Genomic DNA, 14,795 nt, shown 5'->3' with positions numbered 1-14,795 from the left:
GATGTCAAGCCGCTCTCTCGGAATCGCTCCGGCCAATGGTTCCAAGGGAACTGAGTGAATCCGCTCGAGCGCGCCGTCAGATGCGCCGATCGTTCGCCGGTTATTTCAGCAATCGTTTGCAAAGGACTCACATGGACCTCGGTGACAACCTCGGCCACCTCACCTACTCGACGCTCGTCCACCCAGGCGACACATGGGAAGAGATGCGCGCGAGCCTGGGGACCTACCTCCCCGCGGTCAAGGCGCGGGTGTCGCCCGACCGGCCGTTCGGCGTGTCGTTGCGCCTATCGGCCGCCTCGGCGGCGACGTTGACCGCTGACGCCGGCGCCCGACGTGAGCTGGCAGCGTTCCTGGCCGCCGAGGACCTGTACCTGTACACGGTCAACGCGTTCCCCTACGGGTCGTTCAAGGGCGGCCCGGTCAAAGAGCAGGTCTACGAGCCCGATTGGCGTTCGAACGAGCGGTTGAACTACACCCTGCAGGTCGCCGATCTGCTGGCCGAGCTGGCGCCCGACGGAGTCAACCCGTCGATCCAGACGCCGCCGCTGGGTTTCAAGCCCAACGTCACCGGTCCGGACGTGGTTGCGGCCTACACCGATCGCGTTCTGCGGGTCGTCGCGCACCTCGTCGCGCTCGAGACGCGGACGGGGCGCACCGTGACGCTGGCCATCGAGCCCGAGCCGTACTGCTTCCTGGAGACGACCGAGGAGACGGTCGCCTACTTCACCGAGCACCTCTACAGCGGCACGGGCGCCACGACCCTCGCCACGCTCGCCGGCCTCCCCTTGTCCGAGGCGCATGCCGCACTCCGCCGGCACGTCGGCATCGTCTTCGACATCTGCCACCAGGCGCTGGAGTACGAGGACGTCTCTGCCTCGCTCGGCGCGCTGCGCGATGCCGGGATCCCGGTCCTGAAGCTCCAGGAGGCCGCTGCGATCCACGTGCCCGAGGTGACCGACGAAGCCGTCGCCGCCCTCGAGCCCTACACGGACACCATCTACCTCACCCAGACGCTCGAGCTGCGCGACGGCATCCTGACCCGCTACCTGCACCTCGAAGACGCCATCGCCGCCTTGCGCGCCGACCCCGGCCCCCGCGAGTGGCGCGTGCACATCCACGTCCCCGTCTTCCTCGACGACCTCGGCGCCTTCCGTTCCACGCGCGCGGCGATCGCCGACGCCCTCGCCGTTCACGCGGCCACGCCCGTGTCACGGCACCTGGAGATCGAGACCTACACCTGGGACGTCCTCCCTGACCACCTCAAGACCGGTGACATCGTCGAATACGTCTGCCGTGAGATCGAGTGGGTGCGCGACACGCTTCTCCCACGCAGCTGAGCGGGCCACCCATCGTGCCGTCGAGTTCCCGGAGCATGGCCTCGCCGCCAGCGACACGTGGACCCACTCCGCCGTGGGCGGAGTGTGGCGACCCTCGCCAAGTGGGTGTGCGGCGTCGCCGCGCCGCACACCATGCCGGCTGCTCCTGTCAGCACTCCATCCTAGTGTCGCGCATGAACGCCTCGGCGTACCGTCCTTCCCGTGCAAGGCGCCAGGCGTCTGCCCGGCGATCCGCCCGCGGCGGCCAGGTCGCAGTTCGCCTCGCTCCTCTCACTACTCCGACTGAGGCGGTCCGACGAGGTCGCCGCTGGCACCGCGATCGTCAAGCACCAGCTTCGACCGTCCATCGCACTTGGTGTGCCGGTCTACGGTCACTCGCCCAGCACAGCACGGAAGCTGACCGTTGTGAGCGGCGTCAGTGACGGTTCCTCGCAGATGTACGACGGATCGTACGCTTGCAGGCCGCGTGTGGTCATCATCATGATGACCTGCTACGTTCCGGTCATCATGATGATGACATCCCAGTACGATCCAGCCATGATGGACCCCGAAGCCCGTGCGCCGGACCCGCACTTGGTCACCAACTACTCGACCAGTTACTCGAACGAGGACTACCTCTCGCGAACCGATCCACTGACGATGCTGCGGGTCAACGACAACATGCGCATCGCCCTCCGCGCCTACGACGAGCGGTGCGTGGCGGTTGCCCGACGAGCTGGAGCCACGTGGGAGGAGATCGGGCAAGCAGTAGGCATGGCGAAGCAGAACGCCCAGCGTAAGTGGAGCCACGTCGGATGACCGTCGTCATCTGCGCCGAAGCGACCGAAGCGCTGCGCGAAGCGCGGAATGGATAAGGCGCACGACGCTTTCCGCAGGCCCCAAGCGTGCACTGCGACTACAACTGCAAGCGCGCAGCCGCCCGCGAGGGCTGCGGCCGCCGAGGCGGCGTTGAGCACCTGAAGGCGCGACAGGGAGACGGAACCTCATGAAGTTCCGCGCACAGCCAAGGGTTCAGAGCGCGCGCGGCCACATCCGGAAGTTCCTCGCTACGAGCGGCGACGACCCGTTTTTCCGTCCGGCCGACACGCCACCCTGCCCGGTGCTCTCCATGGACGGAGATCGACCACCCACGGACGGGTGGCTGGCGCGCCCGCAGTGCGCCCCCTGGGGAAGGTTCTAGCCGAGTACCCAGGGGGCGCACCCTTAGCGAGCGGGGTGAACCATGGTCCTCCCCTGTGCGCACAGTACAGCCGTCCCGCCGGACGGAACCGGACGCAACCAGTTGACCAACGCGTTGACAATCGGCCCGAACCACGTCCGACCGGTCCTAACCAGACGCAGCCAGAACGGGCCCCACTACGAGTCTCCCGCTCCGGGCGCTCGACCACGCCAGACCGAGGCGCTTCCACCAAGCGCCACGAGGTCCGCGCGCGCGAGCAAGGCCAACGGAATCGGACAGGCGGCCGGCACGCATGGAGGGTGCGCACTCTTCCCGCCCTCGGGACCGACGAGAGAGCGGATCCGAGCCCGCGCCGTTTCCAAATCGTTTCCAAATGGCTACTTGGGGCCTGCGCGTGAGGAGGCCGGAAACGACGAAACCCCCGTGGCACCGGGGGTCTCGGATCATGGGCGGTCTCGGACTTGAACCGAGGACCCCTCGCTTGTAAGGCGAGTGCTCTGGCCAACTGAGCTAACCGCCCGGGCTGGCACAGGCTACTTCGCCGCGGCCTGCGTGGCCTGCGCGGCGGCCGGGCCGATCGCGCAGGAGGTCGCGTGCGACCGGCGAACCTACGAGCGGTCCGGCGCGTGATCTAGCGTCGCGTCGTCTGACCGTCGTGGGCCGATGACGGCGCTCGAAGGTGTGAACGTCCACAACCCGGGGTAATCCGCACGCACGATGCTCGACCAGCGCCAGGCCAAGCGAGATGTGTTCGTCCTCGACGGGACCTTCGGGCTCGTCGGGCGCCTCGACGGGATCCACATCGATCCTGACGGCGAGGCCTGGGGCACCGTGCACTGCGGCACGTTCGGCGCGCGCACCCGTCTGGTCCCCCTGCGCGGCGCGCAGTGGTGGAGCGGCTACCTGCGCATCGCCTGCTCGCGCCATCAGGTGCGGACCGCGCCCGAGGCCGAGGCCGACGTCCTGCTCGCGGGAGAGGACGCCGAGACGCTGCGCGATCACTACTCCGCGCCGGTCGAGGACGAGAGCGCCGAGCCGCGCTTCTTCCGCCCCGACTTCTAGCGCCGCGGAACCTCTCTCAGGCCACTAGCTGCCGGCGCCCTCGGCGTCGGCCGGCTGCTGCTGCTCGGGCGCCGGCGGGGCCGGCACGGCGTCCTGGGTCGGGCCGTCGCCACCGCCGGTGGGCGCGGTCGCCGGTGGATCGGCAGGCGGCGCCGGGTCGGCCGGTGCGGGCGTCGGGCCCGGATCGGCTGGCAGCGCCGGCGTGGCCGCCGGATCGTCGGGCGTCGGCGCCGGGTCCTCGACCGGCGGCGTCGGGTCGGACGGCGGCGCGTCCTCGGCGGGCGCGGGGGTCGGCGCGGGATCGGCGGGCTGGCCGCCGGACGGATCGCCCGAGGACGGGTCGGGCGTCGGCTCGGCCGGCGGGGGCGTCTGCGCCGGGGCCTTGCCGCCGTTCGGGTCCGGCGGCGGCGGCGCGTTGTCGGCCGAGGAGACCACGGGCGTCGCGTCGGCGGCGGGCGCCACGTTGGCCACCTCGGGCTCGGCGGTGCGCGCCGCCGGCGTGGGTGTCGGCGAGAAGACGTTGGGCTTGCGCGACGGCAGCGGGCCGGTGCCCGTGCTCGGCGCGGCGTCGCCGACGGCGGACTGGTCGGTGCCGTCGTAGCTGGAGAGCGGGTCGCCGCCGGGGGTCGTCGGCGCGGAGCCGTTGCCGCTGCCGTTCGGGCCGGTCGTGGTGACCGACGGGCCGTTGATGACCGGCGGGGTGCCGCCGGCGTTGGGCGCGGTCCCGGTCGGCGCGGTCGGGCCGCCGCCCGTGCCAAGCGTGCCCGCGGCGCCATCCGTGCCGAGCGGCACGAGCACGCCGGAGCCGCCGGGCGCGAAGAGCGCCAGGTCGGCCGCGCGGACGCCGCGACCGGCGAGCATGGCTCCGCCGAGCGTCGCCTGCGGCGCGAGCGTCCCGCCCCGCGGAGAGAACGGCCGCGTGTGCGGGATCACGACGTCCGGCGCCCGGCGCCCGTCGCGCGACGCATCCGGCCAGGAGGCGAACGTGAGGATCTGCTCGCGCAGGAGCACGGCGCCGGTGGCGATCACGGCGCAGGCGGCGAGGGCACCGACGGCGATCGGCGCTTGGCGGTGCATCAGCACCGCTCCGACCTCCCCATCCGTGTGAGGGCGGCATCCACGCACGCTATATCGGCAGCCGCAGCCCCGAGGACAAGCGGTTCTGCGCAAAGCGGTTCGTCGAACGACCGCAAATTGGGCAGAAACCGCCAATCCTGGAAAGCGGTCCTATGCATCAGGGCGTGTCGAAGGCCACGTAGTAGAAGGTCGTCGTCGGCGCGGAGATGACCGGCGGGTCCGTCGGCGCGTCGCCGCCGAGGCGGCAGGCGATGATCCGGATCGTGTTGTTCGCCCCCGGGTTGGCCGTGACGATGATCGGATCCGGCCAGCCGCTGGTCGTCGGCGACGCCGCCACGATGTCGTCGGCGATCGAGTTGCTCTGCCCCGGCACGGAGGCCTGCGCGTTGATCGTCACGACCTTGCACTGGTTGGCCGTGAAGTCGCCGAACGGCACCGAGACCGACCCGTAGAAGTCGCCGATGTCGCGCGTCTGCAGGCCGCCGTCGGCGATCGCGCCGGCGCCGATCGCGCCGTCGGCGACCTTGGCGGAGGTGACCGCGTCGGTCCCGAGCTGCGCGTTGCCGACCGCGCCGTCGGCGAGCTTGCCGCCGTCCACGGCCTTGCTGGCGAGGTGCGAGTTGCCGACCGCGCCGGGCGCGATCTTGGTGGCGTCGACCGCCCTGTCGGCCAGGGCCTTGGTCCCCACCGCCCCGTCGCGCAGCTGCTTGGCGCCGACCGACAGCGACGGCGAGGTCTGCAGGGCCTTGACCGCCGACTTCGACAGGTCCTGCACCCCGAGCGTGCGGTTGCGGACCTGCTTGGTGGTGATCGAGTTGCCCTTGATCGTCGCACCGTCGATGAGGTGCGCCGCGGTGGCAGGGCCACCGAGGGCGATGAAGAGGGCGAGTGAGGCGACGACCATCGCAGCGGACGGGCGGCGCCGCGCGAGGAGCGGCATCAGATCAGCAGAGGGATAGCCGCGGGCGACGACAGCCCGCGTGGAGCACTGAACTCTGCCACGTGCAGCGGCGTCTTCCCGCCGCTAGACGGAAATACGAGGACCTTGCCGGTGCGTCGGCCCACTCACCAGTGAATACCCCCAAGGGGAATCGAACCCCTGCTTCGAGCGTGAAAGGCTCGTGTGCTAACCGCTACACCATGGGGGCGGGGCATTCCAGTCTAGGCTGGATGGGCCCTCGTAGCTCAATCGGTAGAGCGCGCGCCTTTTAAGCGTTGAGGTTGTGGGTTCGAGCCCCACCGGGGGCATGCGTCCTTACCGAATCGTTAGACGACGCTCAGCTCGCCTTGTGGTTCGCCCCGGATCATGAGCTGCAGCGGACACCGAAGACGTCGGTTCCTTGGACCGGCCGGCGACTTCACCACACCCTCCGCAACGAGAGCAAGTGCAGTTCCTCCCCACCCTCACCGGCGGGGCGCTCCGGCGCCCCGCCGGAACGAGGAGGGGCGTTGATGGGATCGAAGGGATGAAGCGACCGCGGACCTGGACCCTCCGCGAGACCCATGTGCGTCAGGCGGCCGGCGGGCGGTAACCGAGCTCGTCGGCCGGGACGCCACCCTGCAGCAGGTCGCTTGCCGTCTTCGCCAGCGCCGCCAGCGCGGCGCCCATCGGGCCCGGCCCGAACGACACGCGCGCGACGCCCAGCTCCTGCAGCTCGGTGACCGACGGCGCGCCCGGACGGGCGAGCACGCTGACCGGCGCGTCGATGCCGTCGACCAGCTCCTTGATCGTCTTGGCGTCGGTGACGCCCGGGACGAAGATGCAGTCCGCGCCGGCGCGCGCGTAAGCCTGCCCGCGCAGGAACGCGGCCTCCGGGTCGTCGGTCCCGCGCAGGTAGACGTCGGTGCGCGCGTTGATGACGATCGGGACGCCGGCCGCGTCGGCGGCGGCCCGCGCCGCGGCGATGCGGTCGGCGGCGTCCTGCGCGTCGCGCAGCGTGTCGCCGTCGCGGAGGCCGTCCTCGATGTTGCAGCCGACCGCGCCGGCGGCGACCGCGCGCTCGATCGTCTCGCCGACGTCCGCGGGCGTGCTGCCGTAGCCACCCTCCAGGTCGGCGGTCACCGGCAGGTCGACCGCTCCGGCGATCGTCGCGACGGCGTCGAGCATGCCCTCGCGGCCGATCACCTCGCCGTCGGCGAGCCCGTGCGCTGCGGCGATGCCCCACGACGCGGTCGCGATCGCCCGGCAGCCCGGGATCGACGCGACGGTTCGCGCGCTCGCGGCGTCCCAGACGTTGACGAGCACGAGGATCGCGGGGTCGACGTGGAGGCGGCGCAGCTCCTGCGCGCGCACCACGAGGTCGGTGTTGCCGGGCGCGGTGCTCACCCGCAGAACGGTACTACCGGCGCGCGGCGGCCTTGCCCGCCAAGGCGTCCAGAAGGAGGTCGATCGACCGCTCGAGCTGGTCGAGCGTCGCGTCCTCGACGCGGGTGACGCCGACCGCCTGGTTCAGCCAGGCGTTGATCTCCTTGTGCGGGCGGCGGTCGCGGCGGCCGAGGTCGCCGACGAGGCGGTGGCGCTTGTCGCGCAGGATGTTGCGGCGCTCGAACGCGCTCAGGCGCGACGTCGGCTCGCCGTGCGCGGCCGGCGTCTCGGCCGACACCGCGGGCGTGAACTCGGGCAGGACGACCGGCGCCGGCGGCGTGAACGGCGCGACCGCGGCCGGCCCGCCGAACAGCGACATCTGCGACGTCGGCGCGACGTCCGCGCTGAGCGCCACGAACTCGGCGGCCTCGGACTTCTCGGTCTCGCGCCGCGGCTCGCGCTCCTCGAACAGCTCCTCGTCGCTCTCCCGGCGGCGCAGGACGTGGCGCAGCTCGCCCTCGACGTCGGTCGCGTGGCGGCGCAGGATCGGGTCGGCCGGCAGGTACAGCCACGACATCTCGGCCGGCCGGCCCGCGATCGTCCGGACGAACCGGCCGACGACCTGGCGGAAGATCAGCGGCGTCTTCGCGGCGCTCGCGTAGACCCCGACCCGCAGGCGTGGGATGTCGACGCCCTCGGACACCATGTTGACCGCGACGATCCACTCGTCGCGCGCGTCGGTGAACGCCTGGAGCTTCTTGTGCGCGCCGGTCTCGGTGTGCAGGACGACCGTCGGCGACTTGCCCGACACGTCCTTGAGCAGCTTGGCGATCTTGCGCGCGTGGTCGGAGTCGGCGGCGACGACGAGGCCGCCGGCGTCCCGGTGCCCCGCGGCACGCGCCTCGAGCAGCTTGGCGTGCGCGGCGGCGAGGATGCGCGGGAGCCCGTCGGTGAGCTCCGCGCTGATCGCCGTGCGGTAGCGGCGCGACGCCTCGCGGGTCGTCAGCACCGTGTCGAACCCGGCCTCGATGACGTCGTCGCCCGACCGCCACTGCAGCGTGCCGTCGTAGGGGACGAACGTGACCGGCCGGCAGATCCCGTCGCGCACGGCGTCGGCGTAGGTGTAGGCGACGTCGGCGACCGCCACGCCCTCGGCGTCGTAGCGGACGCCCGGGATCGGCGTGGTGTCCGAGCGGAACGGCGTCCCGGACAGCAGGAGCCAGCGCGCGGCGTTGCGGAACGCGAGCGCGAAGCCCTCGCCCCAGGCCAGCTCCTCGCCGAGGTGGTGCGCCTCGTCGGCGATCACGAGCGTCCGGCCCGTGCACTGCGCACCCCACTTGGCCGCGACCATCGAGATCTTCGCGTAGGTGACCGCGACGCCCTGGAAGTCCCGCGGCGGGACGAGCTCGGCGGCGTCCGGGACGAGGTTGAGCCCGAGGCGGCCGGCGGCGAGCGACCACTGCCGGGTCAGCGGCGTCGTCGGGCAGACGACCGCCACGCGGTCGACGACCTTCGCCTTCAGGAGGCGGTTGGCGATCTCGATGGACGGGCGGGTCTTGCCTGCGCCGGGCGCCGCCGAGATCAGGAACGGCCCCGAATCCCATGTGCTCATCGCCTCGAGCGCGGAGACCTGCCACGCCCGCAATCCGTGTCGGGCGTTGGACTTCGTGGCGCTCACGCGGCGGCGAAGGTTGCGCGACGCGCCGGACGGAAGAAGAAGGCCCTGCTCCTGGTGCGATTCACTGCTCGAGGAACGCGTCGGCCTCGACCTCGACCAGCATGCGCGGGTCGATGAAGCCGGAGACTTCGTACATCGCGGTGACCGGCCGGACGTCGCCGAACACCTCGCCGTGGGCACGGCCGATCTCGCCCGAGCGCGAGATGTCGGTGGTGAACATCCGGGTCCGGACGACGTCGTGGGCGCTCGCGCCGACGCGCTCCAGGGCGGCGACGACCGCCTGCAGCGCGATCGCCATCTGCTCGCCGGGCGTCACGCCGAGGACGACGCCGTGCTCGTCGACGCTCGTGCAGCCGGCGACCCATACATGTTGGCCGGCGCGCACCACGCGCGAGTAGCCGACGCTGCCCTCGTAGGGGCCGGGCGGGTCGGAGCCGAGGCGGTCCACGGTCCCCTAGTGCCGGAAGTGCCGGCGCTTGGTGAACACCATGGCGATGCCCGCGGCGTCGGCGGCCTCGACGACGACGCCGTCGCGGATCGAGCCGCCCGGCTGGATGACGGCCGTGACGCCGGCGTCGATCGCCAGCTGCGGGCCGTCGGCGAACGGGAAGTAGGCGTCGGAGGCCAGCGCGGCGTTGGCGAGGGTCTCGGCCTGGGACTTCTCCACCGACAGCCGGACCGAGTCCACGCGGCTCATCTGGCCGGCGCCGATGCCGAGCGTCGCGAGGTCGCGGGCGACGACGATCGCGTTGGACTTCACGACGCGCGACACGCGCCAGGAGAACAGCAGGTCGGCCCACTCCTGCTCGGTCGGGCGGCGGGCGGTCACGACCTCCATGTCCTCGCGCTCGTCGCGCGTGGAGTCGCGGTCCTGGATCAGCAGGCCGCCGGTGACCTGGCGGACGTCGGGCTCGCCGAGCGCGGGCAGGCGGCGCTCCTGGTCCTCGAGGATCCGGATGTTCTGCTTCTGGGTGAGGACGGCGAGCGCCTCGTCGTCGTAGCCGGGCGCGATCAGGATCTCGATGAACTGCTGGTGCAGCAGCTCGGCGGTCGCCTTGTCGACGGGGCGGTTGAGGGCGATGATCCCGCCGTAGGCGCTGACGGGGTCGCAGGCGAAGGCCTTCGCGTAGGCCTCCTGCGCGCCGGTGCCGAGCGCGACGCCGCACGGGTTGTTGTGCTTGACGATCGCGCACGCCGGGACCTCGAAGTCGCGCACCATCGCGCGGGCGGAGTCGAGGTCCAGGATGTTGTTGTAGGAGATCTGCTTGCCGTGGTGCTGCTTGACCTGGCTGAGCACGGTCGCGCGCGCGCCGACCTGCGTGTAGTACGCGGCGCGCTGGTGCGGGTTCTCGCCGTAGGGCAGGTCGAGGACCTTCTCGTAGGCGCGGATGAACAGCGGCGGGAAGTCCTCCGACTTCTCGGCGAACCAGCGCGCGATCGCGGTGTCGTAGCGCGCGGTGTAGGCGAAGGCCTCGGCGGCGAGCGACTCGCGGGTGGGCATGGAGAGCGTGCCGCCGGCGTCGCGGAGCTCCTCGATGATCGCGTCGTAGGACTCGGGGCTCGTCACCACGGCCGCGTAGGCATGGTTCTTGGCGGCCGCGCGGATCATCGTCGGGCCGCCGATGTCGATGTTCTCGATGACCTCGGCCTCCCCCACGCCGCGCTTGGCGGCGGTGCGCTCGAACGGGTAGAGGTTCACGCACACGAGGTCGACGAACTCGATGTCGTTGTCGTCGGCCTGCTGGAGGTGCTGCGGGTTGTCGCGGACGGCGAGCAGGCCGGCGTAGAGCTTGGGATGGAGCGTCTTGACGCGCCCGTCCATGATCTCCGGGAAGCCGGTGAAGTCGTCGATCGCGCGAACGTCGAGGCCCGCGTCGACGAGCGTGGTCGCGGTCCCGCCGGTGGAGACGATCTCGACGCCGAGCTCCGCGAGCCCGCGCGCGAAGTCGACGATCCCGCGCTTGTCCGAGACGGACAGCAGCGCGCGTTGGATGCGGACGGCGCCGGGCGCGGTCGGCGCCTCGGGCGAGGTCTCGGAGGCCATGCCGGCGATGGTATTCGACCCGTGGGCCCGGGGTCGTGGGGCGCTTCAGCGCAGGCGGTCGGCGTGGTGCTCGACGAGCCGCGTCAGCAGGCGCGTCAGCGCCTTGCGCTCGGCCGGGGTGAGCGGCTGGAGGAGCTCGTCCTGGCCCTGCTCGACCTTGGCGTCGAGGCGCTTGAGCCGCTGCCGGCCCTTCGCGGTGAGGCCCACGCGATTGCGGCGGCCGTCATCGGGATCGCGCTCGCGGTCGATGAGGCCGTCGCGCCCCAGGTCGGCGACGCGCGCGTGGAGGTCGCTGCGGTGTCGCGTTCGTCGTCCATGGGCGCGGCGCGTACCGGCGCCGTCGGGACGGTCGACATCGCGTGTGGGAATCGCTCGCCGCGGGAAGGCCGAGCGCATGACCGAGGACCGACCCGGGGCTGACGCCGAGCGCAAGCTGGAGCGCAGCGCCGACGAGCTCGAGCATCACCTCAACGAGCTCGAGGACCACATCTCCGACGCGCAGAAGGCGGCCGCCGCCCGCCGCGAGGAGGCCGACCCCGAGTCGGTCGCCGGCGACTGGGAGGAGACCCGCGGGGCTCCGGGTCAGGGCGAGGATCCGGAAGGCGCCATCGGCCCGGACGAGGACGGCGACGGCGCCACCGAGCGCGACGCGACCGAGCGCGACGCGACCGACGAGGCCGGGCGCGACGAGCCCTCCGCCGACGCCGACGCTTCCCCGCCGGAGCGCGACGATCCCGCCGGCAGCCGCATGCCGGGTCACCCCGCGGGCGGCGACGACTGAGCTTCGGGACTTCCCAGGGCCGCTCGTCGCGTCAACGGGACGGGATGGGGATCGCGTGGCGGGCGGCCCAGGGGATGGCTACGACGGACGGCCGCTTCGTCTGGCGCGCGGGTAGTGGCATCGCGCTCCAGCCGTCCGTGCGTCAGGCGACGTGGCGAACGCGGCGGGCGCCGAGAGCCATGCGCGCCTGGTCGGCCAGACCCGCGTCGGCCGTCAGCAGGACACTGCCGTCGATCGCCTCGGCCAGCGCGAGGTACGTCGCGTCGTAGGCGGTCAAGTTGTCGCGCAACGCCCAGACGCGCGGGCGCAGCGGCGCATGGGAGTGGCGGATGACGCGCATCTCGGCGAGATCGGCGACCGCCTCGCCGGCGCGCCGGGCGTCCAGGTCGCCGCTGCGGACGAGCCGCCGCAGCGCGTTGAGCGTCTCGGGCTCGACGAGCTCGGGGCAGTGCAGCGGCTGATGCTCCTCCTCCGGCGTCCCGAGCAGGGCTTCTACGGCCGCGTCACGCCCGAGGAGGAAGTCGCAGAGGACCGACGCGTCCACCACCCTCATCGACGATCCCGGTCCTCCCGGATGAGCGTCGCGCTGGACGGGCCGTCGTACGGCGACCGCGCGCGGATGCGCTCGGCCATCTCGGAGACCGTCGGAACGCTCGCGATGTCGCCCATGCGAGCGAGCAGGAACTCGTTGAGCGACTGCCCGGACAGCGCCGCCTGGGACTTCAACCGGCGGTGCACGTCCTCCGGGACATCGCGGATCTGGACGTTGGGCATGGGGGTCATAATATCACTTTGCGTTGTTTGCATTCAGAATGCATGCAACGTCAGGTATCGTCGACGACCACCCGGCGGGGGTTGGCCGCGTCGCGGTGGACCCGGCCGGAGGCGATCAGACGGATGGCCTCCGGGAGGAGCGCGTGCTCGAGCGGACGAAGCGCCGCGAGGACGGCCGAGGCGTCAGTCGCCGAGGGCAGGTCGAGGGCGCGCTGGAGGATGATCGCGCCGGTGTCGACGCCCTCGTCGACGAAGTGGACGGTGACGCCGACGAGCTTGACGCCGTAGTCGATCGCCTGCTGGACGGCGGCGATGCCGGGGAAGGCCGGCAGCAGCGACGGGTGGACGTTGATGATCTTGTCGCGGAAGCGGGCGATGAAGCGCGCGTCGAGGATCGCCATGTAGCCGGCGAGCACGACGAGCTCGACGCCCTGGGCCTCGAGCCAGTCGGCGATCGCCGCGTCGCGTGCCGCCCGGTCCGGGAACGCGTCGCGCGGGAAGACGCTCGTCGCCACCGCGGCGGTGCGCGCGCGCTCCAGGGCGAAGGCGTCGACCTTGTCGGAGGCGACCCCTACAACTCGGGCCTCGAAGCCGTGGACGTGGTCGAGGATCGCCTGGAGGTTCGTCCCGCTGCCGGACGCGAGGACGCCGACGCGCAGCGGCCCGCTCACGCCGCCTCGAACGACAGCGAGCCCTGCCCGTCGGGCGCCGCCGGCGGCGGCGCCGCCGCGCCCGGCCGCAGGACCGGGCGCGGACCCTCGGTCTTGTCCAGCACCCCTTCGTCGACCATCGCGTCGATCCGGCTCAGGACCGTCGTGCCGGCCAGGTGCGCGTAGGTCGCGTACTCCGGCAGGCCGTCCCAGCCGTTGCGCAGCAGCGCCTTCGCCTGCCCGCCGCGCAGCACCTCGGCGACGCGCGTGCGGCCGATCGACGGCTTCGCCGCGCGCACGACCGACAGGATCGCCTGGTCGATGGACTCGTGCTTCGCGGTCCCGGCCCGCGGCGACGCGCCCGCGGCGCCACCCGCCAGCGCCCGCGTCGGCGCCGCCGGCACCAGCGACGGGTCACACACGTCGCAGCACGGGACGCCCGCCATCGGCGCCGGCGCGGCCGGATCGCCGAAGTGCCGCAGCACCCGTGCCCGGCGGCAGCCGTCGTCCTCGACGAACGCCCACACCGAGCGGTACTGCTTCCACCGCGCCCGCTGCCCCTCGGCCGCCGAGGACCGCGCCAGCGCGCGCGCCCGGCCGTCGTAGGCGCCGACGACCCGGCCGCGCACGCGGTCCATCGGCGACGGCGCCGGCTGGATCACGCCCGCCCGGGCGAGATGGCCGACGATCGCGCGCACGCGCTCAGCCTCGTCGTCCAGGTAGGACAGCGAGACGTCGAAGCGCCCCTCGACCGCCGCCTCCACCAGCCGCGCGGCGACCTGGTCGAGCAGGCCGTCGGAGACCTCCGACCGCTGGATGAAGAACACGTGCAGCGACTTGTCGCGCTTCTCGGCGAACAGCAGCGCCCGCGCCGGCGCGCCGTCGCGCCCCGCGCGCCCGGCCTCCTGGTAATAGGCCTCGACCGACGGCGGCACGACCTCGTGCGCGACCGTCCGGACGTCGGCCTTGTCGACGCCCATGCCGAACGCGTTCGTGGCGACCACGACGTCGGCGCCGCCGGACATGAACCGCCGTTGCACCGCCGTGCGCTCGGCCCGACCCAGCCCCGCGTGGTAGGCGAGCACCTCGACGCCGAGGTCGACGCCCAGCCGCTCGGCCAGCGCGTCGCACGCCTTGCGCGTGCCCGCGTAGACGATCGCCGGCGTCGCGCCCTCTTCGCGCAGCGCCGCGGCGATCCGCGCGTGCTTGTCGGCGGTCGTCGCGCACGGCACGACGGCGAAGCTCAGGTTCGGGCGGTCGAAGCCCGTCGTCACGATCGCGGGCTCGCGCAGCCCCAGCCGCGCGACGATGTCCCGCGCGACCTCGGTCGTCGCCGTCGCCGTCGAGGCGACCAGCGCCTTGGCGCCCAGCCACCGCGCCGCGTCGGCCAGCCGGAAGTAGTCGGGCCGGAAGTCGTGCCCCCACTGCGACACGCAGTGCGCCTCGTCGACCACGAACAGGCCGATCGGGACCTCCCGGATCGCTTCCAGGAACCCGGGCGACGAGAACCGCTCCGGCGCCACGTACAGCAGCTTCAACGCGCCCGAGCGGGCGCGCGCGAGGACGTCGGCGTTGCTCGACGCGTCCTGCTGGGAGTTGATGAGCCCTGCAGCACCAGGAGCGCGCCGCTCCAGCGCTTCGACCTGGTCCTGCATCAGCGAGACCAGCGGCGAGACGACGATCGTGAGGTCCTCCCGCACGAGCGCGGGCAGCTGGTAGCAGAGCGACTTGCCCGCGCCTGTGGGCATCACGACGAGCGTGTCCTGCCCGGCGACCGCCGCCTCCACCGCGGCCTGCTGGCCGGGGCGGAAGTCGGCGAAGCCGAAGTGGTCTTGGAGGGCGGCGCGCAGATCCATGAAGGGCGTCGGAAGATAGCGGCGGCCCCGGAGGCGACCGCCGCGAACGCG

Annotated in this window: 15 protein-coding genes and 3 tRNA genes; 5 read left to right on the top strand and 13 right to left on the bottom strand. The window is 72.3% G+C overall.

What is annotated here, in order from left to right; genetic code table 11:
- Nucleotides 1–131 precede the first annotated feature (131 nt).
- Entirely contained in the window at nucleotides 132–1,337 is a 1,206-nt protein-coding gene (eboE, locus tag DSM104299_RS01980) for a metabolite traffic protein EboE (protein ID WP_272475605.1), read from the top strand.
- Between the two features lie 201 nt (nucleotides 1,338–1,538).
- Nucleotides 1,539–2,135, top strand: a complete 597-nt coding sequence (locus DSM104299_RS01975; RefSeq protein WP_272475604.1) for a hypothetical protein — start codon at nucleotides 1,539–1,541, stop codon at nucleotides 2,133–2,135.
- An 828-nt stretch (nucleotides 2,136–2,963) separates the two neighbouring features.
- Here DSM104299_RS01975 and DSM104299_RS01970 read toward each other — a convergent pair.
- Nucleotides 2,964–3,037 (bottom strand) — tRNA-Val (locus DSM104299_RS01970).
- A gap of 197 nt (nucleotides 3,038–3,234) precedes the next feature.
- Here DSM104299_RS01970 and DSM104299_RS01965 point away from each other — a divergent pair.
- Entirely contained in the window at nucleotides 3,235–3,579 is a 345-nt protein-coding gene (locus DSM104299_RS01965; RefSeq protein WP_272475603.1) for a hypothetical protein, read from the top strand.
- A gap of 24 nt (nucleotides 3,580–3,603) precedes the next feature.
- Here the strand turns inward: DSM104299_RS01965 and DSM104299_RS01960 are convergent, their stop codons facing one another.
- From DSM104299_RS01960 to DSM104299_RS01950, 3 genes are all read right to left on the bottom strand, one after another.
- Complete coding sequence (locus tag DSM104299_RS01960; RefSeq protein ID WP_272475602.1) at nucleotides 3,604–4,656, bottom strand: hypothetical protein; 1,053 nt, start codon at nucleotides 4,654–4,656, stop codon at nucleotides 3,604–3,606.
- 157 nt (nucleotides 4,657–4,813) lie between these two features.
- Complete coding sequence (locus tag DSM104299_RS01955; protein ID WP_272475601.1) at nucleotides 4,814–5,596, bottom strand: hypothetical protein; 783 nt, start codon at nucleotides 5,594–5,596, stop codon at nucleotides 4,814–4,816.
- Between the two features lie 136 nt (nucleotides 5,597–5,732).
- Nucleotides 5,733–5,804, bottom strand: a tRNA-Glu gene (locus tag DSM104299_RS01950).
- Nucleotides 5,805–5,830: 26 nt separating this feature from the next.
- On the opposite strand from DSM104299_RS01950, the gene DSM104299_RS01945 reads away from it, so the two are divergent.
- Nucleotides 5,831–5,904: transfer RNA gene (locus DSM104299_RS01945), tRNA-Lys, on the top strand.
- Nucleotides 5,905–6,166: 262 nt separating this feature from the next.
- Here DSM104299_RS01945 and DSM104299_RS01940 read toward each other — a convergent pair.
- The 5 genes from DSM104299_RS01940 to DSM104299_RS29320 form a co-directional block, all read right to left on the bottom strand.
- Entirely contained in the window at nucleotides 6,167–6,982 is an 816-nt protein-coding gene (locus DSM104299_RS01940; protein ID WP_272475600.1) for an isocitrate lyase/PEP mutase family protein, read from the bottom strand.
- Nucleotides 6,983–6,995: 13 nt separating this feature from the next.
- Nucleotides 6,996–8,639 carry a DEAD/DEAH box helicase gene (locus tag DSM104299_RS01935; protein ID WP_272475599.1) on the bottom strand — a complete coding sequence of 548 codons (1,644 nt, stop codon included), beginning with the start codon at nucleotides 8,637–8,639 and terminating at the stop codon, nucleotides 6,996–6,998.
- Nucleotides 8,640–8,700: 61 nt separating this feature from the next.
- Complete coding sequence (locus tag DSM104299_RS01930) at nucleotides 8,701–9,087, bottom strand: Rid family hydrolase (RefSeq protein WP_272475598.1); 387 nt, start codon at nucleotides 9,085–9,087, stop codon at nucleotides 8,701–8,703.
- 6 nt (nucleotides 9,088–9,093) lie between these two features.
- Nucleotides 9,094–10,683, bottom strand: coding sequence for a bifunctional phosphoribosylaminoimidazolecarboxamide formyltransferase/IMP cyclohydrolase (gene purH / locus DSM104299_RS01925; RefSeq protein ID WP_272475597.1), 1,590 nt, complete (start codon nucleotides 10,681–10,683; stop codon nucleotides 9,094–9,096).
- Between the two features lie 45 nt (nucleotides 10,684–10,728).
- Nucleotides 10,729–10,890, bottom strand: coding sequence for a hypothetical protein (locus DSM104299_RS29320; protein WP_349294487.1), 162 nt, complete (start codon nucleotides 10,888–10,890; stop codon nucleotides 10,729–10,731).
- A gap of 187 nt (nucleotides 10,891–11,077) precedes the next feature.
- Here DSM104299_RS29320 and DSM104299_RS01915 point away from each other — a divergent pair, with 187 nt between their 5' ends.
- Complete coding sequence (locus tag DSM104299_RS01915) at nucleotides 11,078–11,464, top strand: hypothetical protein (RefSeq protein WP_272475595.1); 387 nt, start codon at nucleotides 11,078–11,080, stop codon at nucleotides 11,462–11,464.
- 142 nt (nucleotides 11,465–11,606) lie between these two features.
- Here the strand turns inward: DSM104299_RS01915 and DSM104299_RS01910 are convergent, their stop codons facing one another.
- Genes DSM104299_RS01910 through DSM104299_RS01895 form a run of 4 tightly spaced genes read right to left on the bottom strand, consistent with a single transcriptional unit; the run spans nucleotide 11,607 to nucleotide 14,744 of the window.
- Nucleotides 11,607–12,017, bottom strand: a complete 411-nt coding sequence (locus tag DSM104299_RS01910; RefSeq protein WP_272475594.1) for a type II toxin-antitoxin system VapC family toxin — start codon at nucleotides 12,015–12,017, stop codon at nucleotides 11,607–11,609.
- Nucleotides 12,014–12,238 (bottom strand): FitA-like ribbon-helix-helix domain-containing protein, encoded by a 225-nt coding sequence (locus DSM104299_RS01905; protein ID WP_272475593.1) that lies wholly within the window; start codon nucleotides 12,236–12,238, stop codon nucleotides 12,014–12,016. The genes DSM104299_RS01910 and DSM104299_RS01905 overlap by 4 nt, the downstream gene beginning before the upstream one ends.
- A 50-nt stretch (nucleotides 12,239–12,288) precedes the next feature.
- The gene (purN, locus tag DSM104299_RS01900) at nucleotides 12,289–12,909 is read right to left on the bottom strand and encodes a phosphoribosylglycinamide formyltransferase (RefSeq protein WP_272475592.1); all 621 of its coding nucleotides are present in this window, start codon (nucleotides 12,907–12,909) and stop codon (nucleotides 12,289–12,291) included.
- Complete coding sequence (locus DSM104299_RS01895) at nucleotides 12,906–14,744, bottom strand: RecQ family ATP-dependent DNA helicase (protein WP_272475591.1); 1,839 nt, start codon at nucleotides 14,742–14,744, stop codon at nucleotides 12,906–12,908. The genes purN and DSM104299_RS01895 overlap by 4 nt, the downstream gene beginning before the upstream one ends.
- Between the last annotated feature and the right edge of the window lie 51 nt (nucleotides 14,745–14,795).

The sequence above is a fragment of the Baekduia alba genome (assembly GCF_028416635.1).
Classification (GTDB): domain Bacteria; phylum Actinomycetota; class Thermoleophilia; order Solirubrobacterales; family Solirubrobacteraceae; genus Baekduia; species Baekduia alba.
Note: the sequence above shows the minus strand (reverse complement) of the source record. Positions and strands in the feature narration are given on the sequence as shown.